The following is a 25,817-nucleotide window of genomic DNA, read 5'->3' as shown; positions in this document are numbered from 1 at the left end:
TTTATACGCCTTAAGACTTAGCTTAAATTATATCTCAGGTCCATTACTGTGAATTCGCCTGTACTGTACGATGGATTCAGTAATTATGTGAATTGTTAGGATGTGAGAATATGAAAAAAAGATGGCTTTTTTGGTGGATTGCTAACGCTTTTTGGATTGTCGTTTTAGCAGTAGGTTCAGCTTTCGTTTGGCTGAGGGAAGTTGATGGTGCAGGTGTTATTCAAACGCCTGAAGCAAAATTAGTAGCATTTATAATTTTATTGATCGCATTTATATTTCCGGTATTAATTCAAGTTGTATGGCTAATTGTTAATCTTGTAATTGGTAGTAACAAAAAAATGGAATATCGTAATGAATTATCGACTTAAAGTATCATGCGTATTCTGAGAGAGATTCGACTTTCACAAGTGGGGAAGCGAAAAAGTGAATAATCAAGGGCATACTATATTGTTTGTAACCAACAAGGTATGCCCTTAACTTTTTTGCCTATTTACGTCGAACGCAATGTCTTCGATGACTTGCGATACATGAATATAAAGACGATCGAAATGACAGCAAGTGCTGCGGAGATATAGTAAATCTCACCTGTCATTCTTGTGAACAGCCATGTGAATAACAGCGGCCCGATGATTCGTCCCATATTGTCCATCGAATACGTCATGCCGGCAGCTGTTCCATACTTACCGCCAGATTCTTTCGACGTCAATGAAACGAGCACTGTCCGAGCGAGCGCGTTCCCTGCCGTAAAGACGCTGAGTGCAACACCCGCCCAGAAAAGGCTGCCTGTGAACGGAATCAAAATGAGTCCTATAGCGGTGATGATTTGCGCACCTAAAATCCACTTCGTCTCTGAACCGTTTTTCACGCGGCGGACGACACCGCCTTGAATGGCCGCATCGACAAAACCGCTTGCCATGAACAAATAGCCGACTTGCTGCGGTGTAATTTCAATCGCAGATATTTGGAACAATTGGAATGTCGATTCGATTCCTGCCAAGATCAACGTCACCATGAAGGAGAGCAAGAACAGATTGCGAATCCGGTATTGCCAGAGCATCGCACCGCCTTTCGGTAACAGTACGCGTTTATTCGCCTCGCCTAGTCGTTCAGGTTCTTTTAATATCACACTCGCATAGATGACCAATAACAATGTCAAAATGCCTGATGCGAAAAATGGCAAATGTAAGCTGTAATGCCCGAGCACGCCTCCGATTGCAGGTCCGAAAATAAATCCGAGCCCGATCGACATACCGAGCAAGCCCATATACTTATTCCGATTTTCCTCCGTCGTCATATCCCCGACAAATCCGGTAACTGCCGTATACAATGCCCCAGAGAAAATCCCTCCGACAACACGTGAAAGATACATCATCGTAAGATTCTCAGTGAAGAACGCGAATAGGAAGAAGCTTAAGCTAAAGCCGATAAGTCCGACGATGATCAGTTTTTTACGGCCTGTCCGATCGGATAATGAACCCCAAAGCGGGGCGGTGAAGAAGGATGCAAGTGAATAAACCGTCAACAATCCTCCGACATGAATTTCAGACAGATTCTGTTGCACGATCACTTCCGGCAAAATGGGAATGATAATGCCGAATCCAAGATATACAAAAAATTGTACAGACATAAGTAGTAGAATTGATTTCTTCATAAATGAACCCGCTTTCAATTGACATCAATACGACCATTTTACTCCGCCTTTCACATAGTGACAAAGGAAAAGGCGTTTCGTGCGAATAAATCATCTCCTGCTCACTCATATTGGTCTCGCCTGTTGCATAAAAGAGAAAGTCGGCCGGAAAGCAACGAAGAGACGTTAATCATTTCAATATGCAAGCTTTTATTTTCCGTCTTTGTATAAAGCATTTACAAAAGGCGAACAATTTGTAACATAATTGAAAGATTTAAAAGTGGACAGGAGTGGTATGATGTGTATAGATGAAAATTGGTATGAATTTCATATCGATGATGAAACTTTCCAATGTGAAGATGCGTCAACAACATATAGAAAGGTCGAGGTGGAAAAGATGGCGAAAGAAAAAGTTGATTTGAAAAAAATCATCACCAACTTGGCGAAGTTGGGTGTTTCGGCAACAGCAACGAAATCCCGTATGGAAATGCTGAAAGCCCTCGCGCCACCTTCAAATGACCCGCAAATACAGTCATAACAAAAACCTCCCGCATGCGGGAGGTTTTTTGCGTCCTCTATAATGATTTATGAGCGTTTGCAACGGTTTGTGCGTGAATAAACCAATATATGCGCATATAAGTCGCATTATGAGTGAATTAAATGATTTATGCGTTATTCTAGGCGTTTATGCGTGAATAAAGCATTTTATGCGTTTTTGATCTGATCACTTTATTCATCATCGTCAGAACTGAACATATACGTTCGATGATGGAACTTCATACTGAAGACGAGGCCGATTGCGAGCATGTTGCCCATTAATGAACTGCCCCCGTAACTGATGAATGGCAATGGGATACCTGTTATTGGCAACAATTGGATCGTCATGCCGATGTTTTCGAATACGTGGAATGTGATCATTGCAATGATGCCTGCGCAAATGTATGTGCTGAATGGATCTTTAAGTTCAAGCGTGATTTTCGTCATATGATAGATCAGGAAGAAGTAAAGGCAAATGACGAGACTCGCTCCGATGAATCCCCAATCTTCCCCGATGGTGCTGAAAATGAAATCGGTATGGCTCTCGGCCACATATACTTCACGTCCTTGAAACCCTTTCCCGAATATTTCACCCGATCCGATGGCATTCAATGATGTGATGAGATGCCGCCCTTCATTCGACGCATACGAATAAGGATCGAGCCATGAGTAAATTCGTTCAAGCTGATACGGTTTGACGCCGAGTTTCGCCAAGAAATCTTGAGCGTACAAGGCCATCCAAAGAAGTGTTCCTCCCAAGGCGGCAGTACCGACGAAAATCGGTAGGATGATCCGCCAAGTGATGCCCGCCACGATGATTAGAGCAGTAGTAATGGCGATGAAGACGAGACCAGTCCCTAAGTCAGGCTGCAGCATGATGAATAGGAATGGAATGCTGAAAACTGCAAAGATTTTACCGAGCAGGAGAAAGTCTGTCTGTAACGTCTTTTCCATATAGCGTTCATGGTGCTTCGTAATTGTGCGTGCCATCCCTATGATAAAGAACGTTTTCATAAATTCGGCTGGCTGGATGCTGCCGATGCCGAATGGAAGGTGAAACCAGCTTTTTGCCCCGTTTCTGCGGGCAACAAGTTCCAAACTATCAGGCAAGATGTAAAGTGCTGCCAAGAGGAATACCCCGCCGCCATAAATGATCCAGGCGGCTTTCTTATACTGTTCCGGCTCCAAATACATTGTGATGGCAATAATAATAGAGCCGATGACATACCATTGGATTTGAGACGGTATGAAGTTTATCGGGACGGAGTTTATCCTATATTGTCCTGTCGTCTGGGCGGATGCGATGGCGATGATGCTGATCGTGAAGAATAAAAGCATGATGAACGCAAGCGGCCAGTCGAACCGATCTACGGGTTTTTTATCTATATTCATATATTTCACCTTATCAGTTAATTGGTTTCACATGGAAACCTCATATTATTATAACGGAAAACAGATTGTTTGTACGGATTTTTCTATAAGTCAATTATCAAACTACTCAACGCCCGAGCATACATATACAGTGAAAGAAACTTTCAATCTATAGTATAACGCATACCATGCCTATATTCATGTCCTTCAAAGTGACGTCCCGCCAGGCAGGAAGTTGCCTAAAAGTAAAAAGGTCCTTCTGTATCATGATATTTTACGAACGGGCAAGTCGTTTCGTGGTAAACTAAAGGAACGAAATCTAACGGTAAGTGAGGGAAATCGATGAAAAAGAAACTGGGTTTAGTGTATGGCGGGAAGTCCGCAGAGCACGAAGTATCCCTATCAACTGCCACGGCGGTAACGAATGCAATTGACTTTGACAAATATGAAGTGATTCCTGTCTATATAACGTACGAAGGTGAATGGAGGAAAGGGGAGCCGCTCGTTGCCCCTGCGGAATCGATTGAGCAGCTGCGCTTAAAGCGTGCTGACGGGAAGCCCGACAGCATCCAAGATTTTCTGAATGGCAACGGAACGCCGGATATCATTCTGCCTCTATTGCACGGAACGAATGGAGAAGACGGAACGGTCCAAGGGCTGTTCGAAGTCATGAACATTCCGTATGCAGGAAATGGAGTGCTATCTTCTTCAGCAGGTATGGATAAAGTAATTATGAAGCAGCTTTTCAATCAAGTTGGGCTGAAGCAAGTTCCTTACGTCTATTTCATCCGCACTCAATGGAAAAAGGACCAAGAGCATTTGGTGGAGAAAATGGAGAAGGAATTGACGTTCCCGATGTTCGTAAAGCCTGCAAACTTAGGTTCAAGCGTCGGCATCAGCAAGGCGACAGATCGTGAAAGCTTAATAGCAGCAGTTGAATTCGCACTGAAATTCGACCGGAAAATTATCGTCGAGCAAGGTGTCACTGCGCGTGAAATCGAGGTTGCCATCCTAGGCAATGATGATCCGAAGTGCTCCGTCCTCGGAGAAATCAAACCAGTAGCGGCTTTTTATGATTACGAAGCGAAATACCAAGACGGCAATACGGAGTTGCTCATCCCTGCTCCGGTAACTGACGAAGTGGAAACGACGTTGAAGGATATGGCGATCCGGGCATTCAAAGTGCTTGATTGCGCTGGATTAGTGCGCGCGGACTTCTTCGTGACAGACCAGGATGAAGTGCTTATCAATGAAATCAATACGATGCCCGGCTTCACACCGACAAGCATGTTCCCGTTGCTCTGGCAAAACACAGGAACGTCTTACCCGGAATTGATTGACAAGCTGATTGAACTTGCACTTGAACGGCATGAAGAAAAGCAACAGATACAATATACAATGGATTGAGTGTGATAAAGAATGAGACGTTTATTGACTGAATTGGCAGGTTGGCTGCAGGCAGAAGGCCAACAGATGGACGAAGTCGTTGTAACTGGGGTGTCGTTCGATACACGGACATTGAAGGAAGGCGACCTGTTCATCCCGTTCCGCGGCGAACAGGTGAATGGCCACCAATTCGTCCGACAAGCGATTGAAAAAGGGGCAGCGGCGTCCCTTTGGATGAAAGATGAGCCGGATGCGCCTGCAGATATCCCTCTAATTTTTATCGATGACCCGGAACTCGCGATGCAGCAACTTGCACGCGCCTATCGGGATCAACTCGCATGCAAATTCATCGGCATTACCGGCTCGAACGGCAAGACGTCGACGAAGGATTTAGTAGCTAGCGTCCTATCGCCTTATTTCAACGTGCGAAAGACAGAAGGCAATTTTAATAATGAATTAGGGTTGCCGTTTACGATTCTTTCATTGGAGGAAAATACGGAAGTTGCTGTCCTTGAAATGGGGATGAGCGGCTTTAATGAAATTTCTTTCCTCTCTCATTTGGCGAAGCCGCATTACGCTGTCATTACAAATATCGGTGAAGCGCATATGCAGGATCTCGGTTCCCGTGAAGGAATTGCAAAAGCGAAATTCGAAATCATTGATGGGCTTCAAGAAGTCGGCACTCTTTTCTATGATGGCGACGAGCCGCTATTAAATACGCTAGTGGCAGAACATCCAGAGCTGAGCGCAATTTCTTTCGGATATGGAGAAAACACGCGTCTTTCTCTCGTCTCAACGGAATCGGGGGATGAAGGAAGCCGTTTTGAGGTCAAAGGAATGATCGATGGCCAATTCACAATACCGGTTTTCGGTTCCCATCAAGTGAAAAATTCGCTCGCTGCGATTTTGATTGCGCATGAGCTCGGCCTTAGCAATGAACAGATTGACGCGGCACTTCGTCAGTCAAAACTTACGGATATGAGAATGCAGCCAGTCGTTACACAGAATGGAGCGCTTTTCATCAATGACGCGTACAATGCGGCGCCGACATCCATGCAGGCGGCACTTTCTTTTTTGAAGGAAACGAAGCTCCGTTCTAAAAAATGGGCTGTTTTGGGAGATATGCTCGAACTTGGCGAAAATGAACGGCATTACCACGAATCGATTGCCGAACAACTAGGCACAATACATGCAAACGGAATTCTTTTATATGGCCCGCGAATGAAGTGGCTTTATGAAGAGCTGATGAAAAATGGGAATGAAACAAAAGTCATCTGGTCAGAGAACGACTACAAGCCATTGATTGCGGAGCTCCTTACTTCCATTGACAAGGACACAATCGTCTTGTTGAAAGGGTCAAGGGGAATGGAGCTGGAAACAATTATGGATGGCGTGCTGCAAGCATGAAAACAGGCGTGCTGTTCCTCCATGGCTTTACAGGAGGAACGTTTGAAGTCCGCCCTTTCATTCAATATGTGGAGGAAAGGACGGACTGGATCACTTCTGTCCCGATCTTGCCGGGACATGATTTTCCTATCGATTTAAGCAAAGTATCGGCGGAATCATGGATGATGGAAGCGGAGCTCGCCCTCAACCGGTTGCGGAAGGAAGTTGACCGCATCATCATTGTCGGCTTTTCGATGGGCGGCATCATCGCCCTCTACTTGGCTTTACGGTACAAAGTCGATAAGCTCGTCCTGCTCAGTGCGGCGGCGAAGTATATTAGTCCGCGCATACTGTTGGAGGATGCAGCCATTATGCTTGCCGAATCCGTAACAAAAAAGTATCCGCCGAACACGTTTTATCATTTGTATGACTACAAATTTCGGAATACGCCGCTTCATGCTGCGAAGGAATTTGTGCGAGTCGTCAAAATGGTGGAGCCGTATTACGGAAAGATCACAACGCCGGTTTGCGTTGTGCAAGGGAAGAAGGACGGTATCGTTCCTTTTTCTACAGCGGAGCATCTATTGCGTTCGCTCGGTTCCGAGCAAAAGCAGCTCATCGTATCCGAAAACGGGAAACATCATATTTGCTACAGTGATGACTGCCATGAATGGTACTCAAAAGTGTATGAATTCATGAAGAAAGACTTATGCGAATTCTGATTATTACTTTTAAGGCGGATTGATTGCGGATGACCGTCAAGCGTGATAAACTACTATGAGTATTGGATACATTTACACGAGACTCTTCCGGTGGCGAAGAGTACTTTTTTTTGAATAAAACGGTTTATAGTCTCTCGGAGCACTACGCTGGAGACTAACCCGATCGGCAAAGACCAGCTTTCCTTTCACAATTGCCTCTGAAATTTATGAAGTTCAGCCATTTGAACTTTTGCCCACTCCAGAGAAAACAAAATATCGGAAACGTTCCCATAGAAGTTTAAGGCTCGAATTTGCCGTGCTTTCATTTGCAAATGTAACCAATTGCTAAATGAAGAAACTAAAGGAGATTGAGAAGTTTGACGAAATTTTCAGAACTAAATATTAGCGAATCCACACAAAACGCTCTTCAGCGTATGGGATTCGAAGAAGCGACACCGATCCAGGAAGGCACAATCACATTCGGCATGGAAGGCCGCGATGTAATCGGCCAGGCACAGACAGGTACAGGTAAGACTGCAGCATTCGGGATTCCGATCATTGAGAAAATTGATGTGAACAATCCTTCAGTACAAGCTTTAGTCATTGCACCGACACGTGAATTGGCGATCCAAGTGTCTGAAGAAATCTATAAAATTGGATACGGCAAACGCGCGCGTGTGTTAACTGTATACGGCGGCCAGGAAATCGGTCGGCAAATTCGAGCATTGCGCAACAATCCACAAATTGTTGTCGGAACTCCGGGACGTATTCTTGACCATATCAACCGTAAAACATTGAAATTGAACAATGTAAATACGCTTGTCCTTGACGAAGCGGATGAAATGCTCAACATGGGCTTCATCGAAGATATCAATACAATTTTGGCAAGTGTACCAGATACTCGCCAAACACTTCTTTTCTCAGCAACAATGCCTCCAGCAATCCGTAAAATTGCAGAGACATTCATGAAAGAGCCGGAAATCGTAAAAATCAAGTCGAAAGAAATGACTGTTGAAAATATCGACCAATACTTCGTGAAAGCACAGGAAAGAGAAAAGTTCGATGTACTATCACGTTTGTTGAACGTACACCAGCCTGAGCTTGCGATCGTTTTCGGACGTACGAAGCGTCGTGTCGATGAGTTGGCACACGCATTGAGCATCCGCGGCTACTTGGCAGAAGGAATTCACGGCGACTTGACGCAAGCGAAACGGATGTCCGTTCTTCGCCAGTTCAAGGATAATAAAATTGATGTTCTTGTCGCAACAGACGTAGCGGCGCGTGGATTGGACATTTCAGGTGTCACTCACGTTTACAACTTCGATATTCCACAAGATCCAGAAAGCTATGTACACCGTATTGGTCGTACTGGTCGTGCAGGAAAAAGCGGTATGGCGGTCACATTCGTCACTCCGCGTGAAATGGGTTACCTCCGCGTCGTTGAAGAAACGACGAAAAAGCGGATGACTCCACTTCAGCCGCCGACTGAAGACGAAGCATTGATCGGTCAGCAACGCCTTGCGATGGAACAGCTATCGGAAATCGTTGAGAAAAACGAATTGAACGATTATAAAGAGCTTGCTACTGAGCTTCTTGAAAAATATGATGTGAAGGACATCGTTGCGGCTGCAATCAGATCGTTGACGAAAGAGCCTGATGACACACCAGTTAAAATCACGGAAGAGCGCCCATTGCCTACTCGCAAAACGTCTTCCCGTGATCGTGGCGGCTTCAAAGGAAGCCGTGGCGGCGGACGTTCTTATGGCGGCGGACGCGGTTATGGCGGAGGCGGCGGTTCACGTCGTGGAAACCGTGACGGCGGCGGACGCAGAGACCGTTCAAGAGGCAGATCGGAAAGATAATACACACCCCGGAGAGATGAAACTTCATCCTCCGGGGTTTTTCTTTTTCGAAATGAAACATTTTTAGCATCGCTACGTATACAATGGAAGAATAGAAAGAGGTGTTGTGGAAATGAGAGCTCAACCAGCAAACAGGATTTCTCCGAAAGGCTTGAAAGTTTGGCGATTATACGGCTTAATTCAAACAATTATTCTCGCATTGGTAGCCATTGGCGGCGGCGTGCTCGTATACATATTCGAATGGCCATGGTGGATCTATCCGATCGAAGCTATCGTTCTCGTACTATTCGCTTACTTCATCATCATTTTATTTCCAAAGGTGAGATGGATGCGGTGGCGCTACGAGGTGAGAGAATCTGAAATCGAATTGCAACACGGCCTTTTCATCGTAAAACGGACGCTCATTCCGATGGTTCGTGTCCAGCACGTCGACACATCACAAGGTCCGATTTTGCGAAAATATGGATTGGCTGAAATCTCGATTTCAACAGCTGCCACAGTCCATACGATCCCTGCGTTGATCATGGAGGAAGCTGATGAACTGCGCGGCAGGATTTCCGTGCTTGCAAGGGTGGCGGAAGATGATGTCTGAACAGCAACGTTATAAACTCCATTGGATTACTGCAATTATCGAAGTGCTGAAAACGATGAAAGAAGCGATCTTGCCGCTTGTTGTTTTAATATTTGCGAATGGATGGAAACGTGGAGGGACAGGGCTTTGGTACATCGATTATTTGTCCTACATCATTTTCAGCGTCTTAATCATCGCGTTGGCCGTTGCAGGAATCGTGAAATGGAAACGGTTTGAATATTGGTTCGAGGATGATGAGCTTCGAATCGAGTCAGGTTTATTTGTGAAAAAGAAACGGTATATCCCGTTCGACCGGATCCAAAGCTTGGATTACACAGAAGGGATTTTCCATCGGCCGTTCGGGCTTGTGAAAGTAAAAGTGGAAACAGCGGGCAGTTCCTCGGCAAAGCAAGCGGAAGGGGAATTGACAGCGATTACGAAAGAAGCCGCAAAACGTGTCGAACAGGAAATGGCCGAAGCGAAGAAACGGCAAAGGGAAATGCCGGTCACAGAAGGCGAAATGGTGAATCTTATTGAAGAAGAGGTACCTATCGAAGAGGTATCGAATTTACGGAAGATCTTCACGATGACGACAAAGGATCTATTAGTGCTCGCCACGACTTCTGGAGGTGTTGGAGTAATCTTGTCAGGGGTGGCAATTTTCCTTTCACAGTTCAGTGATCTCATTCCGTTCGAGTGGATGTTCGAGGAAATTTCCGCGTTCATCAAATTCGGTGTGTTAATTGTAGCGATTGCTGTGTTCCTCGGATTGCTCGGTGTATGGATATTATCTGTCGCGATGACATTCCTTTCCCATTTTAATTTTACGATTGAATTGGATAAGGAAGATATTATCATTACGAGAGGTTTGCTGGAGAAGAAGAAAGTGACCGTTCCTTTGAAGAGGATCCAAAGTGTTGTAGTCGTTGAAAATCCTTTCAGGAAGCTATTCGGCTATGCTTCTGTAGCGATCCATAGTGCAGGGGGAAGCATTGGCCAAAGCTCGAAGATTAATTTATTCCCGATTGTGAAAAGGAACAAGGTAGAAGCTTATTTGGCGGAAGTTTTTCCAGATTTATGTTTGGAGGAGCCTACGAAAAAGCTGACAGCAAAAGGGAGACCGTTTTATTATCGCATTGACTTTGTCTGGATGCTGCCGGTCATCGGGGCCCTCATATACTTCTTTTTCCCGTACGGTCTGTTTTCGCTCGCAATCATTCCTGTCATCATTGCATACGGCATGTGGCAGCACCGCTCAGCTGCGTATGATATGACCGGGAACCAATTGACGATGCGATTCAGGGCATTCAGCTTGCAGACGGCGTACATGATGAAAAAACGGGTTCAGTCGATGGAAATGAAACAAAGCTACTTCCATAAACGGAAAGGGGTCGCGACGGTCATCGCCAATATTAAATCGGGCATGGGTAGCTATCATGCAACCGTTCAACATATGGAAGTGGAAGAGGCAGAAGAGATTTTAAGTTGGTACGAAAAAGGCAAATCGGCAAGTGAATGAAAAAAGCCTGCGAGCGCTCGCAGGCTTTTCATCTTTTGTTATCGTCTAGACTCCGGGTGCGGCAGAACTGCCTTAATTTCTGCAAAAACCGCAGAAATACGGCAAATCGCACCCTGCGCTGTTCGATTCGCTCGGGTCATAAGTCAGCTCTGCTGTACGGCAAAGAGCGCCGTTTCGTGCCCGCATGGATGCGGGTATGCAGTCGTTGCCACAGGAAGTGGCGATCTTAGACTGCCTTCCCCTGAATGTCTTATGCCTGTCGCGGTTAACCGCCACCCTCCGCTTTTGTTTATCTCCAGCTAATGATCCTCTTCGGATGGAAATAGCTTAATCCGATGATGAAGCCGACGATCAGGCCTGCGATATGTCCGATGACATTGACGCCTGGCTGAAGGAAGGTCATAATCACGCTAATGACGATGATTGGCAGCATAATTTGACGCAGCTGAGGAAATGCGTTTTTCGTATAGTAGACGAGTGCTCCGAATGCGCCGAAAATACCGAATATCGCACCGCTCGCCCCGACATGCGAGAACTCCGGACCGCCAAGGAAGAAGGAGGCGATGTTGGCGAAAATGCCTGACAGCAAGTAGATCGTCAGGAAGCGCGCTTTGCCGGCAACTCGTTCAAGCTCGGGGCCGAAGATGAACAACGAAAACATATTGAACAATAGATGCATGAGGCCTGCGTGTAAAAACATCGGCGTGACGAGTCGCCACCATTCACCTTCGGAAATCAATGGATTGTATCCGACGCCCATATAATACAAATACCGGCTCCCTTGAATCGGTAATCCCGTAACAATGTAAACGAGGATGTTGATTGCAAGCAATGCGGTTACGAACGGATATAAACGGATATATTGGGAGAAGTTCTCTCTTCGAATAAACATTTATTTCACCTGACCTTTGGTTTTATTATACATAGTTTATGTTCGGATAAGAAGTATGAACTACTAGCAGAAATAGTACATGAAAGGGACGAAGATAATGATAAAAGGCATCGGATTGGATATTGTGGAATTGGATAGGATTGCAATGTTAGATGAAAGATCGGATAAATTCAGGCTGCGCATCCTGACTTCAAAAGAGCTGGAGCTATACGAATCACTGCAGCCGCATCGGAAGGTTGAATTTCTCGCCGGACGGTTTGCTGCGAAAGAGGCATTCGCGAAAGCGAGAGGAACGGGAATCGGCAATAGTTGTCGATTCGAGCAAATTGAAATTCTCCCGGAGCCGTCCGGGAAGCCGGTGTTGTCCTTCAATGGCAAGGCAGTGGTGGGGTTTGTCTCCATTACCCATACGAATACAGTTGCTGCCGCACAAGTCATTTTGATGAAATAATGTTTTTGAAATTGAACAAGCTCGCATAAATGACTGTCCACTCTCATAAGATGACCTACCCGATTGAAATGAGAAAGGATGAACTGTATGCGCAGCCGAATTTTTGTTTTATTGCTAGTTGCAATCATGACACTGCTAGCAGCTTGTGGATCACCGTCTAAAGAGGATGTCATGAAGAAGCTCAGTGGGAAGTGGAACGAGACGAAAGGGTATGAATTGCAGGCGACAATGGAAATTAAGACGGGGTCTGAACCGAGAGTGTATGACGTAACAGTATGGCACACGAAGCCTGATTTTTACAAAGTCAACGTTTCACAAGCGGGTAGCCAAGATTCACAAATGATCGTCAGAAATGAAGAAGGTGTTTTTGTCATCACACCGTCACTCGGAAAAACGTATAAGTTCCAAAGTGATTGGCCGACGCAAAACAGCATGCCGTACTTGATTGGAACATTATCGGACGATATCAAGGCGGATAAGAATTCTACGATGCAAGAAAAGGATAAGACGTATATATTCGAAACGGCATCAAGGAATAACCATAAGAAAGTCCTTCCGACTCAGCAAATCCATATCGATAAGAAAACATTGCTGCCGAAGTACGTATCGGTCATGGATGAAAACAAGGAAGAAAAGATTCGTGTGACGTTCAATAAAATCACACTTGGCGTAGAGCATAAGGCTTCTGACTATGCAGTCGATATGGAAGGGCAACCTGTGAAAAAACCGCAATCGACTGAAGATGGCCAAACAGGAATGATGAAGTACTATCCAAACTTGGATTGGGAAGGTACAGTCGTTGAAGAAGAAATGGTTGTAACAGAAAACGGGGTTCGATCATTCATGACATTCGGCGGCGCAGACAAGGAATTCGTAGTCGTACAAGAGCCGGCGGAAACTCCTGACAATGAATTGCCAGTCTCTCTCGAAGGGGATCCGGTCGACCTGGGCTTCGCAGTGGCGGCATTGACGGCTAACTCGATCCGTTGGGAGCAAGATGGAGTAGCTTTCTTTGTAGCATCCTCCACATTGACGCCTGACGAATTAATAGAAGTGGCGTCTTCCATGCATCCCGAAGATTCAAAATAAGATGTAATTAATTTGACGTAGAAAGTGTAGAGGATTGATAATAGAGGCATCAAGAGAAAAACGAGGGATACAAATGGAACATTATCGTCCTACAAAAGCGATCGTCAATTTACACGCGATACAAGAGAATATTAAGAGTTTGAAGCTATATTTGCCTAGCCATACATCCGTCATAGCCGTCGTGAAAGCAGACGGCTATGGGCATGGGGAGGTCGAAGTGGCACGTGCTGCAATCGAAGCAGGGGCCCGGATGGTGTCGGTAGCGACTCCTGACGAGGCCTTGCATTTGCGTAATGGGGGTATTACTGCTGATATCCTCGTGATGGGCCCGTCTCCAGTGACGTTTGCCGAAACGGCCGCTGAACTGGGAATCCATGTTACCGTTTCGGATGCCGGATGGCTCCGTGAAGCTGGAGGAATCGTGGAGGGGGAAGGTCGTCCGTTGAACGTCCATGTGAAAATTGACACCGGCATGGGGCGCATCGGTCTTCGGGATGAAAACGCCCTTCGGGAAATTGTTGAAGTGATCGAAGGGACGACTGCTATCCGACTTGAAGGAGCATTCACCCATTTCGCCTGTGCGGATGAGGAAGACCCCGCAAAAACGGAGGAGCAGTTCAACCGTTTCATGGAATTGGTGGAGAAATTCCCGCAAAGGCCCCCGCTCGTTCATGCTTCGAATAGTGCAGCCACTTTGCTCTATCCGGAATACGCACTCGATGCCGTCCGTTTTGGCATCAGCCTTTACGGCATCGCCCCTTCATCCTACGTTGGGACGAAATTGCCGTTTGAATTGAAGAAAGCTTTTACGCTCGAAACTGAATTGGCTTATGTGAAAAAGCTTGAAAAGGGCAGCAGCATCAGCTATGGGGCAACATACGTAACAGAGCGGGATGAATGGATCGGCACGTTGCCGATCGGTTACGCGGACGGCTTGAAACGCGGGCTTCGCGACCAGGAAGTGCTGATTGCCGGCGAACGGATGCCAATCGTCGGAACAATTTGCATGGACCAATGCATGGTGAAGTTGCCTCGTGAATTGCCTGTCGGGGAGAAAGTGACATTGATCGGGCGACAAGGCGAGGAAGAAATCACGATGGAGGAATGGGCGGACCGGCTCGGAACAATCCCGTACGAAATTGCGGTTACAATTGGAAAACGTGTTCCGAGAATATATTGAACCTCACATGGATAAGATGTATACTGTTCCAACTTTCGACAAAAGACCACTTTATTTGAAGATTCTTGTCAATAAAAATCCTTCTTTGTCTTCTCATTGTCGAAGTTCAATGGTAAGATAGATTTTGAATAGAATCGATCGAGGGAACGGGGTCTGTCGGAGGTGCTAGAATTGCGAGAAAAAAACATAAAAATCGTAAAAGTATCTAAAGGGAATGAAATTGAACATACGGCCGTCCATCAGGAGCCGGAGCGTGGAGAATTCGTTTACGTTTCAACGAAGCGGAATATGACTGATCATGAAGCGGATACGATCCGTGAAGCGATGATGATCGGTTACGTTGAAATGTCGCAAATCAACTTACGAATTGCAAAGGAATGCTTGCATGCGGAACTCGAAGCCCAGCATACGGTGGAACGTCTCGTAAGCGGAGGATGAAAAGTTGGCAATAAAACGTGGGGACGTCTTTTTTGCAGACCTGTCACCCGTCGTTGGTTCCGAACAGGGAGGGACAAGACCGGTACTGGTCATCCAGAACGACATAGGCAACCGGTTCAGCCCAACAGTGATCGTTGCAGCGATCACTGCGCAAATCCAAAAGGCTAAATTGCCGACACATGTTGAAATTGATGCGGAACGATATGGGTTCGAGCGGGATTCCGTAATCCTGCTCGAGCAAGTTCGCACGATCGACAAGTCAAGACTGACGGATAAAATTACCCATTTGGATGAACCATTGATGGAAAAAGTAGACGAAGCGTTAGAAATCAGCTTTGGGTTAGTTAAATTTTGAATACATATGTAAAAGCACTGCGGACCTCGACTTCCGGAGTGTTTTTTGTTTTGCAGGTAATTTTGAGTATGCCGCTTTCAGGGTTATACGTAAATTACGCGCTTTATGCGTCGTTTTGGCGAATTATGCGCTAGTTTTTGCGTTTATGCGTCGTTTTATCCATTTATGCTTCGAATTCAGGACTTATGCACTTATGCGACGTTTTATGAGCTTTTACGCCATGTTATGCGTTTTTCCAACCGTAGTTGAAATAGATGTCCAATTCAACTTTTTTCTGTACAATGGAAATATGGGATTTTCATTTTGGCGAGGAGGCAATTGGACGTAATGAATAAAATTATGATAGAAGGCATCAATCAGAATATGGATGAAATCATCGACCGTTGGGTAAGTAGGATGAAGGAAGAAAAGGGAGAACGTTTCTTCCACTTTATGCCTGACCATCTTGTCGAAAAAACGAGCCGAGAATTCGCAGAGCTCATGACTTCCAACATTACTGATTCACCCGCTGCAAATACCGAAAGGATCAGCGACTTCACCGAGAAAGTTGTACGGTTCGGCTGGGCGATCAAGTTTGTGAATAAGGCGATCGACAATTTTTCAGATGTTGTATTTGATTTTCTTGAAGAAAAAGGAATTATCAACGATAGCAATCTGAAGCCTTTCAACATCCTGTTCAGAAATTGGATCAATCCATTGCGGGAAAGCATTATTGATGCATATTCAACTGAATGGGAAAGAACGGTCAGCTTGCAAAAAATCGCTTTGCAGGAGCTGTCGGCGTCTTTGATTCCAGTATTCGACAAAATTTCAGTCATGCCTTTAGTCGGAACGATCGACACAGAACGCGCGAAGTTGATTATGGAAAACCTTTTGGAAGGCGTAGTGAGCCAGCGGGCTGAAGTAGTGCTGCTCGATATTACTGGAGTCCCGGTCGTGGATACAATGGTTGCGCATCATATCATCCAGGCGGCGGAAGCGGTGCGTTTAGTCGGAGCGAAATGCATGCTTGTCGGCATACGACCTGAAATCGCACAGACAATTGTAGCCCTTGGTATTGATTTACATGAATTCACGACGAAAAGCACACTGCAAAGGGGAATGCAAGCTGCTTTGGGAATGACGAATCGAGCAATCGTGGAGGTGGAAGCTAATTGAATGCACGTATACCAATTTTGAAATTGAATGAAGTCCTCATCGTCTCAATCCAATGGGAATTGGATGACCAGACGGCCATTCAATTTCAGGAAGATCTATTAAATAAAATGCATGAGACTGCGGCTCTCGGAGTAGTAATCGACTTGACACCGATTGATTTCATTGATTCCTTCATCGCAAAAGTATTGGGGGATGTGATCAATATGACAGGATTGATGGGCGCAAAAGTTGTAATTACCGGCATTCAGCCAGCAGTCGCCATTACATTGATTGAGCTCGGGATTCGATTGAATAATGTAATGACAGCACTAGACTTGGAAAACGGTTTGGATAAACTTTATAAAGAATTGGAGGCCTGACAATGAACTTTAGGTCTTCTGTAGAGATAATCACGGAATGGGATATAGTTGCTGCAAGGCAATTAGGGCGTAACGAAGCAAAGAAGGCCGGTTTCGGGACCGTCGACCAAGCTCGTATCACGACCGCAATCAGTGAATTGGCGAGGAATATTTATTTGTATGCGGGAAAAGGGAAGATCGAGATTGAAAGAGTAACGGAGGGCGGGTTATTCGGCATCAAGATCATCGCCTCCGATGAAGGACCAGGAATTCCTGATTTGCGTAAAGTGATGGAAGACGGCTTTTCAACTTCGGGCGGTCTCGGAGCAGGAATGCCGGGAGTAAAGCGGCTTATGGACGAGTTCAAGGTTGTTTCGGAACCTGGAGCGGGAACGATTATTACGACAACAAAATGGCTTCATTGAGGAGGTGATAGTGGATGCCACAAGAAGTCGGAAGGCAGTATAAAGAAATAATGAAGAAATATTTGGAGAGCCATAGCGAAGAGGATCTCTATGTAGGGCAACAATTTAGCAGGCGGTTCATTGAAAAAGAGATTGCGCCTGAAGATGTTATAAGCATACACAAAAATGCATTACTCGAGCTTCATCCTCAATTGCGAAACGAAGTGTGGGATTCACTGGACTTCCTGATCGAAATGATGATCCACTACGGGCTTACATTGCGTGAGCATCAAAGCCTCATTCGTAAACAGGAAGCGATCCAAATGGAGATGAACGTCGCGACGAAAGTGCAAGACACTTTGTTAAAAACGAAGATGCCAAGCGTCAACGGGCTGGACGTCGGGTATGTTTCGCAGCCAGCGAAACAGATGAATGGGGACTATGTTTATTTCCTTAATAAGGAGCATGAATCTGGCGTTGCCGTAGCAGATGTGATCGGTAAAGGGATTCCTGCTGCATTATGCATGTCTATGATTAAATTCGGCATGGACGGCTTACCTGATGAAAATACGAGTCCCCGAAATGTGCTGGGCATCATTAATCGAATTGTCGAGAAAAGTGTTGACGACTCGATGTTCATTTCCATGTTTTACGGCAAATATAATTCCGAGGATACGACGTTCTCGTATGCTTCTGCTGGACATGAACCGGCATTGCATTTCGATTCCAGAACAGATGTGTTTTCGGAATTAGATGCAAAAGGTCTTCTTCTCGGCGTCAAACCGGATGCTCGATATGAAGAGCATTCGGTAGTGCTTAACGACGGGGACTTCATTGCAATGATGACGGACGGCGTTACAGAAACAAGAACTGAAGAAGGTTTCATTGACATAAATACAATTCAAGATCTTCTTCATGAAGTGAAAGATCAATCGGCCCAGAAAATTGCGGAGCATGTCTATCACACTCTTTCTGACTTACAAAACTATCTACTTAGCGACGACTTCACGATTGTTATTTTTAAAAAAGAGCCAGAACAGGTTTAATTTTTGCGGTGGCGGGTATGAAAGGATGTAGTGTATTATCCAACACAAAAATCGAGAGTCGGGGTGCAGAAATGAATTTACAAGTTGAGTTACTAGAAGAAAATAGTGTTCAATACTTCAAGGTTGTCGGAGAAATAGATGCATTCACGGCACCTGTGCTGAGAGAACGTCTGGCTGCCGTGGAAAATGTTCAAGGATTGCAGGCTGAGCTGGATCTATCCGAAGTGGACTATATGGACAGTACAGGCCTTGGTGTTTTCGTCGGTTTTTATAAGGCCGTTTCCGCAAATGGCGGACATGTAAAGATAACGGGCTTAAACAAACGTTTGAACCGCCTATTTGAAATTACCGGTCTGAATGAAATTATCGATATTGAACAGAAGGAAAGTGAGGACAATAATGCAACATTATGATTATATAGAAATCAAAATACCTGCAAAGGCCCAATACGTTGGTGTTGCAAGATTGATGATTTCAGGGATCGCAAGCCGGCTCGGGTTTACATACGATGACATCGAAGACTTGAAGATCGCTTCAAGTGAAGCAATCACGAACGCTGTCCAGCATGCTTACGGCGAGGATGAAGAGGGAGAAGTCGTTGTCGGATGCGCCTTGTATGAAGAACGGTTGGAAATCATGATTGCAGATCACGGAGCGAGTTTCGACTTTGAAGAAACAAAAAAACATATCGGACCATATAGCGACACATCAGATGCTCGTTTCCTCCGCGAAGGGGGACTTGGGCTTTATTTGATGGAGACGCTCATGGATGAAGTGAAATTTCATCATGAGGAGGGCGTGACGGTCTTTATGACCAAATATCTCGGCAGAGAGCGGGGCGAAGAAGATGTCAAACGAACAGCCAACTCATAAGCCAGATACGAAAGAACAGGTGTTGGAATGGATCAGGCAATACCAAGAGACGAATGATGATGAAGCGCAGACGAATCTCGTCCTTCATTATGAACGGCTCGTCCATTCCATCGCCAGGAAATATTCAAACGGGAAACCGTATCATGAAGATATCGTCCAAGTCGGCATGCTCGGGCTTCTCGGAGCGATCCGCCGATATGATCCGGAACTCGGACGCAGCTTTGAAGCTTTTGCCGTACCGACGATTGTCGGGGAGATCAAACGATTCTTGCGCGATAAAACATGGGCAGTACATGTGCCTAGGCGCATTAAGGAGCTCGGCCCGAAAATCAAGGCCGCGGTCGAAGCGTTGACGATTGAAATGCAACGTTCGCCCCTCGTAAGTGAAATAGCGGAATACTTGGGTACTGATGAAGAATTGGTCCTTGAAGCGATGGAAATGGGTAGGAGCTACCAAGCTCTTTCGATGGACCATACGCTGGAAGCCGATTCGGAAGGCGGCACAGTCACCTTGTTCGATATTATTGGTGAATCGGATGACGGATTTGAGCGAACTGACCATCGACTCGTAGTGGCTAATGCGCTCAATGTGTTGTCGGAACGCGAAAAGCAGATCATCCAATATACATATATCGAGCAGCTGAGCCAAAAAGAAGCGGGAGAACGTCTCGGTATTTCGCAAATGCATGTTTCAAGACTGCAACGGAAAGCGATTAAGAAACTTCAAGAAGCTATAGTGGCTGCCGGTGGTGCATCGTAGTGGAGATGTTCAAAAATGATCATGTAGAGGCGTATGTCTATAATGCAGCGAAGCATGGCAATATTGAATCGGGGGATACGTATTACATCCATTCCGAAAAAGAGTACTTCATTTGCGCCATTGCTGATGGTTTGGGGAACGGTGTAGTCGCAAGACAATCCGCGGAAGTCATCCCTCATGTCCTCGAGCGTTATCATCATGAATCTCTCGATGAACTGCTGAGCCGCTGCAATGAATATATGGTGCAGAAGCGTGGTGCTGCCGTAGCAATCGTGCGCGTGAATTATAAGGAAGGCACGATTGAATACAGCTGTGTCGGAAACGTCAGGCTGTATATTCTACACGGCTGCGACAAGATGATATATCCTCTGCCTGTCATGGGGTATCTTTCAGGAAGACCGCAAAAAATGAACACGCAAAAATATAAGTACGACATAGGCGATTTATTTTTCCTTCATTCGGATGGAGTTACGCTGAATAGCCCGAAAGCAAGCATGAAGCAAAGCTCCAACGCCTATGACTTGTACAACATCGTAAAAGAATCCGCACAATCCGGCGACGACGCCACATTTATCGCCGGCAGCCTGCTTCAGTAAGTTGAAGCAGGTTTTTTCATGGGCAGGAATGGAGTAAGTACAACAATCAATTACGCCTTGGCGTAATTGCGTCCGGATTTTTATCGAGCTTGAGGCCTACAGGAAGTAGGTCATGCGACCGTTGCGACACGATGTCGCGCACTTAGGTCGCCTTCCAAATTCCTCTAAAAATCCGTGACATCCGCCGGAGGCATTTAACTTTATTCAGCTGGAACTTCAGCTGAATAAAGTTAAATGGTAAACTTAAAGTAAGAAAGAAAGGGTGGGAATGAATGACGGATAAACTAATAGCAGCAACAGCGAAAAGAGCATCGATCAGTACGAAGCAAACTGCGAATGTCATCTCTCTTCTTGACGAAGGCAATACAGTCCCTTTCATCGCGCGGTACCGGAAAGAAGCGACCGGATCCCTCGACGAAGTAGAAATCAAAGCGATCGAGGACGCGTACCATTATGAAAAAGGGCTGGAGCAGCGGAAAGAGGAGGTCATTCGGCTAATCGAAGAGCAAGGTAAATTAACGGATGAGCTGAAGAAGGACATCGAATCTGCCACAGTTTTGCAGCGGATTGAAGACTTGTACAGGCCGTACAAGCAGAAAAGACGCACCCGTGCGATGATTGCGATTGAAAGCGGGCTTGAACCGCTGGCGGACAAATTGATGGCGTTCAGTCCGGAAAATCCGGAAGACTTTGCTGCTTCGTTTGTGAATGAAGAAAAGAATATTACGTCCGTAGAAGAGGCACTTGCGGGAGCGCGCGATATTATCGCAGAACGAATCGCAGATGATGCGGCACTCCGGGAAATCGTGCGGAAACTTGCATGGTCGGACGGACAAATGGCTTCCGTGTTCCGTAAAGGCGCCGAGGATGAACGCGGCGTATATGAAATGTACTACGAATATGAGGAGCCGTTGAAAAAAATCGTTCCACACCGTGTGCTTGCTTTGAATCGCGGTGAAAAAGAAGAAGTTTTACGTGTAGGCGTAGCATTTCCGACGGAGCGGATTGTCGGCATCCTCGAACGTGAATTAATTAAAAAACAACAATCTCCATCCGCTGTCCATGTGAAAGAAGCGACGGAAGATGCGTTTAAACGGCTGATTGCACCATCTGTCGAGCGTGAGATCAGGACAGCTCTGACAGAAAAGGCGGAAGCTCAAGCAATCCACGTCTTCTCGGAAAACTTGAAGAGCCTTCTATTACAGCCACCGTTAAAAGGCAGAATGGTGTTAGGCGTCGACCCGGCTTTTAGGACAGGCTGTAAATTAGCGGTCATTGACGAAACAGGGAAAATGCTCGAAGTGTCGGTTATTTATCCTCATCCTCCAAAGGCGGACAAGGAATCTTCTAAGAAAACGATTCTTTCGCTACTAGCGAAATATAATATTCCGATCATCGCGATCGGTAACGGAACCGCATCGAGGGAAACAGAGAAATTCATTGCGGATTGCATTAAGGAGTCGAAGGATTCGGTTGCATACGTCATCGTCAATGAAGCAGGGGCGAGTGTCTACTCGGCATCCGCTCAAGCGCGAGAAGAGTTCCCTGATCTGCAGGTAGAACAGCGGAGCGCCGTTTCCATTGCGAGGCGATTGCAGGATCCATTATCCGAACTCGTGAAAATCGATCCGGAATCGATTGGTGTTGGGCAATACCAGCATGACGTCGCCCGGAAGAAATTGTCCGAGTCTTTGTCGTTCGTCGTTGAAACTGCAGTGAACCGGGTAGGCGTGAACGTGAATACCGCTTCCTCATCATTGCTGCAATACGTGGCAGGCCTTTCAAAGACGGTTGCAGAAAACATCGTCAAGGCGCGTGAGGAAGAAGGGCTCTTCCAAAAACGGACCCAACTGAAAAAAGTTCCGCGTCTTGGTGCGAAGACATATGAACAAGCGATCGGCTTCCTTCGTATACCGGAAGCGAAAGACCGTTTCGATTCAACGGGTCTCCATCCTGAAAGCTACGCTATCGCGGAACAAGTATTGTCGGAAGCTGGAGTGGACAAAAGCTTATTAGGGAAAGATGAGGCGGTCGATGCTTTATCCGCATTGGATATCAAGTCACTTGCAGAGAAGCTGGATATCGGCGAAGTGACATTGCGCGATATTATCGACACATTGAAGCGGCCGAACCGAGATCCGCGGGACGACTATCCTCAACCGATTTTAAAGGCAGACGTACTCGACATGAAAGATCTATATGAAGGACTCGAAATGCAAGGAACCGTACGGAATGTTGTCGACTTCGGCGCATTCGTCGATATCGGCGTTCACGAAGACGGCCTCGTCCATATTTCGAAACTGAAAAAAGGCTTCGTGAAACATCCACTAGACGTCGTCGCTTCCGGTGACATCGTAACTGTCTGGGTGGAAGCTGTAGATAAAAACAAAGGCAGAATCTCGTTGACAATGATTCCGCCTAAAGGGAATTGATTCGCAAACGTGGAAACGTGCATGACTCAAAGTGAATTGCAGCAACTCGTCCAACAACTATCTATAGAAGCATTCGGAAAACCATTCAAACACGAAGCCCGATTCAACGCCCGTCTTCGAACGACGGGCGGGCGCTATAAATTGCTCGACGGCTCCATCGAAATCAACCCTGCTGTTCTTGCACTTTACGATAGGGAAGAGCTCGTCGGCATTATTAAACATGAGCTATGTCATTACCATCTGCACCAAGAAGGAAAAGGATATCGCCATGGAGACGCGGACTTTAAAAGACTATTAAAGGAAACCGGCTCGCCAAGATATTGCAAGCCACTAGGGAAGGCTGCCAGCAAATCTAAAAAGATCTATCTATATGAATGCAAATCTTGCCGTCTTGAATACAGACGTAGAAAAAGAATCGACGTACGGAAATATCGTTGCGGTAAATGTGCCAGCGAGATTGTACTCGTTCAAAATTGAAAGGCAGCTGTCGGCGTGAATGATCGACAGCTGCCTTTTCCATATTGATGTTGCCGCCCACGCGCATAAATTGAGGGAACGTCGCATAAGTTCATTTAACCACGCATAAAACAGGCGAGTGACGCATAACTTTACTTTCATGCGCATAAAACTAGTGAAACACGCATAAATCGGTATACATACGCATAACGTCTGCGAGTTGCGCATAAATGTTTTCAAACACGCAAAAACCTTTTATGCGTATTTGTATGAGATTATGCGCTCTTTTTTGCCTATATGCGTTTTTCCGTAGATTTATGCTTCTTCGGAGAACTTATGCGCTTATTTATGGATTTATGCGTCGTTTACATCATTTATGCGTTTTTGCTGTCCAATCAAGACGATAGTGACTAAGAAGAAGAGTATTTCGTCTCGGGAAAAATGTTAATACGCTTACAATAGACCATTAAAGCATACTGAGAGGTGAAGAAAACATAGTAGGCAAGCGCTTTTTCTCGACTTTTAAAAAAAAATTCATTAAAACTGTTGACGAATGGATAATGAGTGTCTATAATAGGAAAAGTCGATTAGGGAATGGCATTAAAACAAATTGAACTTCCTACTCGAATTAATATAGGGGCCCCTTGGTCAAGCGGTTAAGACACCGCCCTTTCACGGCGGTAACACGGGTTCGAATCCCGTAGGGGTCACCAACTTTTTTATGTATAACTTCCATGTTTATGTTCATAGTAAAAAGGGTAAACGAAATAAGCGCCTCGATTTACAATGCGAAGATCATGGAGATTAATTAAATCGTTGGGGTATAGCCAAGCGGTAAGGCAACGGACTTTGACTCCGTCATTCGTTGGTTCGAATCCAGCTACCCCAGCCAAACTTTTTAAGCGCTTCGCGATTAAAAAGTTTTGCGAGAAACGCCTTTGGCATTTGGAGCAAATCGGTTTTAATACCCAAAGCAATCCATCTTAATCACATTGCGGATTGACGGTTTTAACGCTAAAGCAATTCAAGTCTTCATATAAAAGGATCTCATTCCTTAACAACAAGACATTACAACAAGCACGAGCCATTAGCTCAGTTGGTAGAGCATCTGACTTTTAATCAGAGGGTCGCAGGTTCGAATCCTGCATGGCTCACCATTTTCTTTTAAAAAACTATTGACATTCTCACTGAGAGTTGTATAATAGAGTGTGTCGCAAATAATGCGGTAGTGGCGGAATGGCAGACGCGCTAGGTTGAGGGCCTAGTGGGGGTTAACCCCGTGGAGGTTCAAGTCCTCTTTACCGCACCAAATTCCATATTTAAAAAACCGAGCGCCCGTAGCTCAATTGGATAGAGCGTCTGACTACGGATCAGAAGGTTATGGGTTCGACTCCTGTCGGGCGCGCCAAATTTTATACGCGGGTGTAGTTTAGTGGTAAAACCTCAGCCTTCCAAGCTGATGATGAGGGTTCGATTCCCTTCACCCGCTCCAATTATTCTTTTAAAAAACGCTTGACGCGTTTGAGAGAATGTGTTATATTAGGAAAGTCGCTAAAAGATGGCGACAAAATGAACCTTGAAAACTGAACAGCAAAACGTCAACAAATAAAGTCTCATAGCCGACCCCGTCGGCGAAGAGACAAAACGAATCTTCGGATTCAAAATTGACATCTTAAATGATGCCAGCAAGAAACTCGAGCTACTCGAATTTCTCTATTATGGAGAGTTTGATCCTGGCTCAGGACGAACGCTGGCGGCGTGCCTAATACATGCAAGTCGAGCGGATTGAAGGGAGCTTGCTCCCTGATATTAGCGGCGGACGGGTGAGTAACACGTGGGCAACCTGCCCTGCAGATGGGGATAACTCCGGGAAACCGGGGCTAATACCGAATAATCGGTTCTTCCGCATGGAAGAACTCTGAAAGACGGTTTCGGCTGTCACTGCAGGATGGGCCCGCGGCGCATTAGCTAGTTGGTGGGGTAACGGCCTACCAAGGCGACGATGCGTAGCCGACCTGAGAGGGTGATCGGCCACACTGGGACTGAGACACGGCCCAGACTCCTACGGGAGGCAGCAGTAGGGAATCTTCCACAATGGACGAAAGTCTGATGGAGCAACGCCGCGTGAGCGAAGAAGGTTTTCGGATCGTAAAGCTCTGTTGCGAGGGAAGAACAAGTACGGGAGTAACTGCCCGTACCTTGACGGTACCTCGTCAGAAAGCCACGGCTAACTACGTGCCAGCAGCCGCGGTAATACGTAGGTGGCAAGCGTTGTCCGGAATTATTGGGCGTAAAGCGCGCGCAGGCGGTCCTTTAAGTCTGATGTGAAAGCCCACGGCTCAACCGTGGAGGGTCATTGGAAACTGGAGGACTTGAGTACAGAAGA

The 25,817-nt window shown here is 45.9% G+C and carries 26 protein-coding genes, 6 tRNA genes and 1 rRNA gene (1 of these 33 running past the window's edge); 30 read left to right on the top strand and 3 right to left on the bottom strand.

The features are described 5' to 3' along the window. Positions 1-110 precede the first annotated feature (110 nt). Complete coding sequence (locus AC0L13_RS17405; RefSeq protein ID WP_473641817.1) at positions 111-368, top strand: DUF3923 family protein; 258 nt, start codon at positions 111-113, stop codon at positions 366-368. A 122-nt stretch (positions 369-490) separates the two neighbouring features. Here the strand turns inward: AC0L13_RS17405 and AC0L13_RS17400 are convergent, their stop codons facing one another. Continuing rightward, positions 491-1,651 (bottom strand): MFS transporter, encoded by a 1,161-nt coding sequence (locus tag AC0L13_RS17400; RefSeq protein WP_473641815.1) that lies wholly within the window; start codon positions 1,649-1,651, stop codon positions 491-493. Between the two features lie 376 nt (positions 1,652-2,027). On the opposite strand from AC0L13_RS17400, the gene AC0L13_RS17395 reads away from it, so the two are divergent. Beyond that, the gene (locus AC0L13_RS17395) at positions 2,028-2,168 is read left to right on the top strand and encodes an Lmo0850 family protein (RefSeq protein WP_440499220.1); all 141 of its coding nucleotides are present in this window, start codon (positions 2,028-2,030) and stop codon (positions 2,166-2,168) included. Positions 2,169-2,359: 191 nt separating this feature from the next. Here AC0L13_RS17395 and AC0L13_RS17390 read toward each other — a convergent pair whose 3' ends face one another. Beyond that, on the bottom strand, positions 2,360-3,559 hold the full coding sequence (locus tag AC0L13_RS17390; RefSeq protein WP_473641813.1) for an FtsW/RodA/SpoVE family cell cycle protein: 1,200 nt from the start codon (positions 3,557-3,559) through the stop codon (positions 2,360-2,362). Between the two features lie 321 nt (positions 3,560-3,880). On the opposite strand from AC0L13_RS17390, the gene AC0L13_RS17385 reads away from it, so the two are divergent. The 6 genes from AC0L13_RS17385 (at position 3,881) to AC0L13_RS17360 (ending at position 10,963) form a co-directional block, all read left to right on the top strand. After that, positions 3,881-4,945 carry a D-alanine--D-alanine ligase gene (locus AC0L13_RS17385; protein ID WP_473641810.1) on the top strand — a complete coding sequence of 355 codons (1,065 nt, stop codon included), beginning with the start codon at positions 3,881-3,883 and terminating at the stop codon, positions 4,943-4,945. A gap of 12 nt (positions 4,946-4,957) precedes the next feature. Continuing rightward, entirely contained in the window at positions 4,958-6,331 is a 1,374-nt protein-coding gene (locus AC0L13_RS17380; RefSeq protein ID WP_473641808.1) for a UDP-N-acetylmuramoyl-tripeptide--D-alanyl-D-alanine ligase, read from the top strand. After that, a complete protein-coding gene (locus AC0L13_RS17375) occupies positions 6,328-7,032 on the top strand; it encodes an alpha/beta hydrolase (protein ID WP_473641806.1) in 705 nt (234 codons plus the stop codon). Before AC0L13_RS17380 ends, AC0L13_RS17375 begins: the two co-directional genes overlap by 4 nt. A 356-nt stretch (positions 7,033-7,388) precedes the next feature. Continuing rightward, complete coding sequence (cshA, locus tag AC0L13_RS17370) at positions 7,389-8,873, top strand: degradosome RNA helicase CshA (protein WP_473641804.1); 1,485 nt, start codon at positions 7,389-7,391, stop codon at positions 8,871-8,873. Positions 8,874-8,985: 112 nt separating this feature from the next. Next, positions 8,986-9,465 carry a PH domain-containing protein gene (locus tag AC0L13_RS17365; protein WP_473641802.1) on the top strand — a complete coding sequence of 160 codons (480 nt, stop codon included), beginning with the start codon at positions 8,986-8,988 and terminating at the stop codon, positions 9,463-9,465. Next, positions 9,455-10,963: a PH domain-containing protein gene (locus AC0L13_RS17360; RefSeq protein ID WP_473641799.1), complete on the top strand. Its 1,509-nt coding sequence runs from the start codon at positions 9,455-9,457 to the stop codon at positions 10,961-10,963. Before AC0L13_RS17365 ends, AC0L13_RS17360 begins: the two co-directional genes overlap by 11 nt. 289 nt (positions 10,964-11,252) lie before the next feature. On the opposite strand, the gene AC0L13_RS17355 is transcribed toward AC0L13_RS17360, so the two are convergent. After that, entirely contained in the window at positions 11,253-11,855 is a 603-nt protein-coding gene (locus AC0L13_RS17355; RefSeq protein WP_473641797.1) for a rhomboid family intramembrane serine protease, read from the bottom strand. A 97-nt stretch (positions 11,856-11,952) separates the two neighbouring features. Here AC0L13_RS17355 and acpS point away from each other — a divergent pair, with 97 nt between their 5' ends. From acpS to AC0L13_RS17245, 22 genes are all read left to right on the top strand, one after another. Further along, positions 11,953-12,306, top strand: a complete 354-nt coding sequence (gene acpS / locus AC0L13_RS17350; protein ID WP_473647101.1) for a holo-ACP synthase — start codon at positions 11,953-11,955, stop codon at positions 12,304-12,306. Positions 12,307-12,393: 87 nt separating this feature from the next. Then, positions 12,394-13,395, top strand: a complete 1,002-nt coding sequence (locus tag AC0L13_RS17345) for a LolA family protein (RefSeq protein WP_473641795.1) — start codon at positions 12,394-12,396, stop codon at positions 13,393-13,395. A gap of 73 nt (positions 13,396-13,468) precedes the next feature. Further along, the gene (alr, locus tag AC0L13_RS17340) at positions 13,469-14,575 is read left to right on the top strand and encodes an alanine racemase (protein ID WP_473641793.1); all 1,107 of its coding nucleotides are present in this window, start codon (positions 13,469-13,471) and stop codon (positions 14,573-14,575) included. Between the two features lie 171 nt (positions 14,576-14,746). Continuing rightward, positions 14,747-15,013, top strand: coding sequence for a transcriptional regulator (locus tag AC0L13_RS17335; RefSeq protein WP_473641791.1), 267 nt, complete (start codon positions 14,747-14,749; stop codon positions 15,011-15,013). A gap of 4 nt (positions 15,014-15,017) precedes the next feature. Next, entirely contained in the window at positions 15,018-15,368 is a 351-nt protein-coding gene (locus AC0L13_RS17330) for a type II toxin-antitoxin system PemK/MazF family toxin (RefSeq protein ID WP_060205884.1), read from the top strand. 327 nt (positions 15,369-15,695) lie between these two features. Further along, a complete protein-coding gene (locus AC0L13_RS17325; RefSeq protein WP_473641789.1) occupies positions 15,696-16,526 on the top strand; it encodes an RsbT co-antagonist protein RsbRA in 831 nt (276 codons plus the stop codon). Then, positions 16,523-16,885, top strand: coding sequence for an STAS domain-containing protein (locus AC0L13_RS17320; RefSeq protein WP_060205888.1), 363 nt, complete (start codon positions 16,523-16,525; stop codon positions 16,883-16,885). Before AC0L13_RS17325 ends, AC0L13_RS17320 begins: the two co-directional genes overlap by 4 nt. A 2-nt stretch (positions 16,886-16,887) precedes the next feature. After that, positions 16,888-17,289, top strand: a complete 402-nt coding sequence (locus AC0L13_RS17315; RefSeq protein ID WP_473641786.1) for an anti-sigma regulatory factor — start codon at positions 16,888-16,890, stop codon at positions 17,287-17,289. A 14-nt stretch (positions 17,290-17,303) separates the two neighbouring features. After that, the gene (locus AC0L13_RS17310) at positions 17,304-18,314 is read left to right on the top strand and encodes a SpoIIE family protein phosphatase (protein ID WP_473641783.1); all 1,011 of its coding nucleotides are present in this window, start codon (positions 17,304-17,306) and stop codon (positions 18,312-18,314) included. A 71-nt stretch (positions 18,315-18,385) separates the two neighbouring features. After that, positions 18,386-18,727: an anti-sigma factor antagonist gene (locus AC0L13_RS17305; RefSeq protein ID WP_473641781.1), complete on the top strand. Its 342-nt coding sequence runs from the start codon at positions 18,386-18,388 to the stop codon at positions 18,725-18,727. Continuing rightward, entirely contained in the window at positions 18,714-19,187 is a 474-nt protein-coding gene (gene rsbW, locus AC0L13_RS17300) for an anti-sigma B factor RsbW (RefSeq protein WP_440499193.1), read from the top strand. Before AC0L13_RS17305 ends, rsbW begins: the two co-directional genes overlap by 14 nt. Continuing rightward, on the top strand, positions 19,162-19,947 hold the full coding sequence (sigB, locus tag AC0L13_RS17295; protein ID WP_473641779.1) for an RNA polymerase sigma factor SigB: 786 nt from the start codon (positions 19,162-19,164) through the stop codon (positions 19,945-19,947). The genes rsbW and sigB overlap by 26 nt, the downstream gene beginning before the upstream one ends. A 5-nt stretch (positions 19,948-19,952) precedes the next feature. Beyond that, positions 19,953-20,543 (top strand): PP2C family serine/threonine-protein phosphatase, encoded by a 591-nt coding sequence (locus AC0L13_RS17290; RefSeq protein WP_473647098.1) that lies wholly within the window; start codon positions 19,953-19,955, stop codon positions 20,541-20,543. A gap of 272 nt (positions 20,544-20,815) precedes the next feature. Further along, entirely contained in the window at positions 20,816-22,975 is a 2,160-nt protein-coding gene (locus AC0L13_RS17285; protein ID WP_473641777.1) for a Tex family protein, read from the top strand. 21 nt (positions 22,976-22,996) lie between these two features. Further along, entirely contained in the window at positions 22,997-23,452 is a 456-nt protein-coding gene (locus AC0L13_RS17280) for a SprT family protein (protein WP_473641775.1), read from the top strand. A gap of 617 nt (positions 23,453-24,069) precedes the next feature. Next, positions 24,070-24,144 (top strand) — tRNA-Glu (locus tag AC0L13_RS17275). 104 nt (positions 24,145-24,248) lie between these two features. Next, positions 24,249-24,323: transfer RNA gene (locus AC0L13_RS17270), tRNA-Gln, on the top strand. A 189-nt stretch (positions 24,324-24,512) separates the two neighbouring features. Next, positions 24,513-24,588: transfer RNA gene (locus AC0L13_RS17265), tRNA-Lys, on the top strand. Between the two features lie 65 nt (positions 24,589-24,653). Next, positions 24,654-24,740 (top strand) — tRNA-Leu (locus AC0L13_RS17260). 22 nt (positions 24,741-24,762) lie between these two features. After that, positions 24,763-24,839, top strand: a tRNA-Arg gene (locus AC0L13_RS17255). 10 nt (positions 24,840-24,849) lie between these two features. Continuing rightward, positions 24,850-24,923: transfer RNA gene (locus tag AC0L13_RS17250), tRNA-Gly, on the top strand. 223 nt (positions 24,924-25,146) lie between these two features. After that, positions 25,147-25,817, top strand: a 16S ribosomal RNA gene (locus AC0L13_RS17245) (it continues 881 nt past the right edge of the window).

It is taken from the genome of Sporosarcina sp. QA0331 (assembly GCF_055808055.1).
Note: the sequence above shows the minus strand (reverse complement) of the source record. Positions and strands in the feature narration are given on the sequence as shown.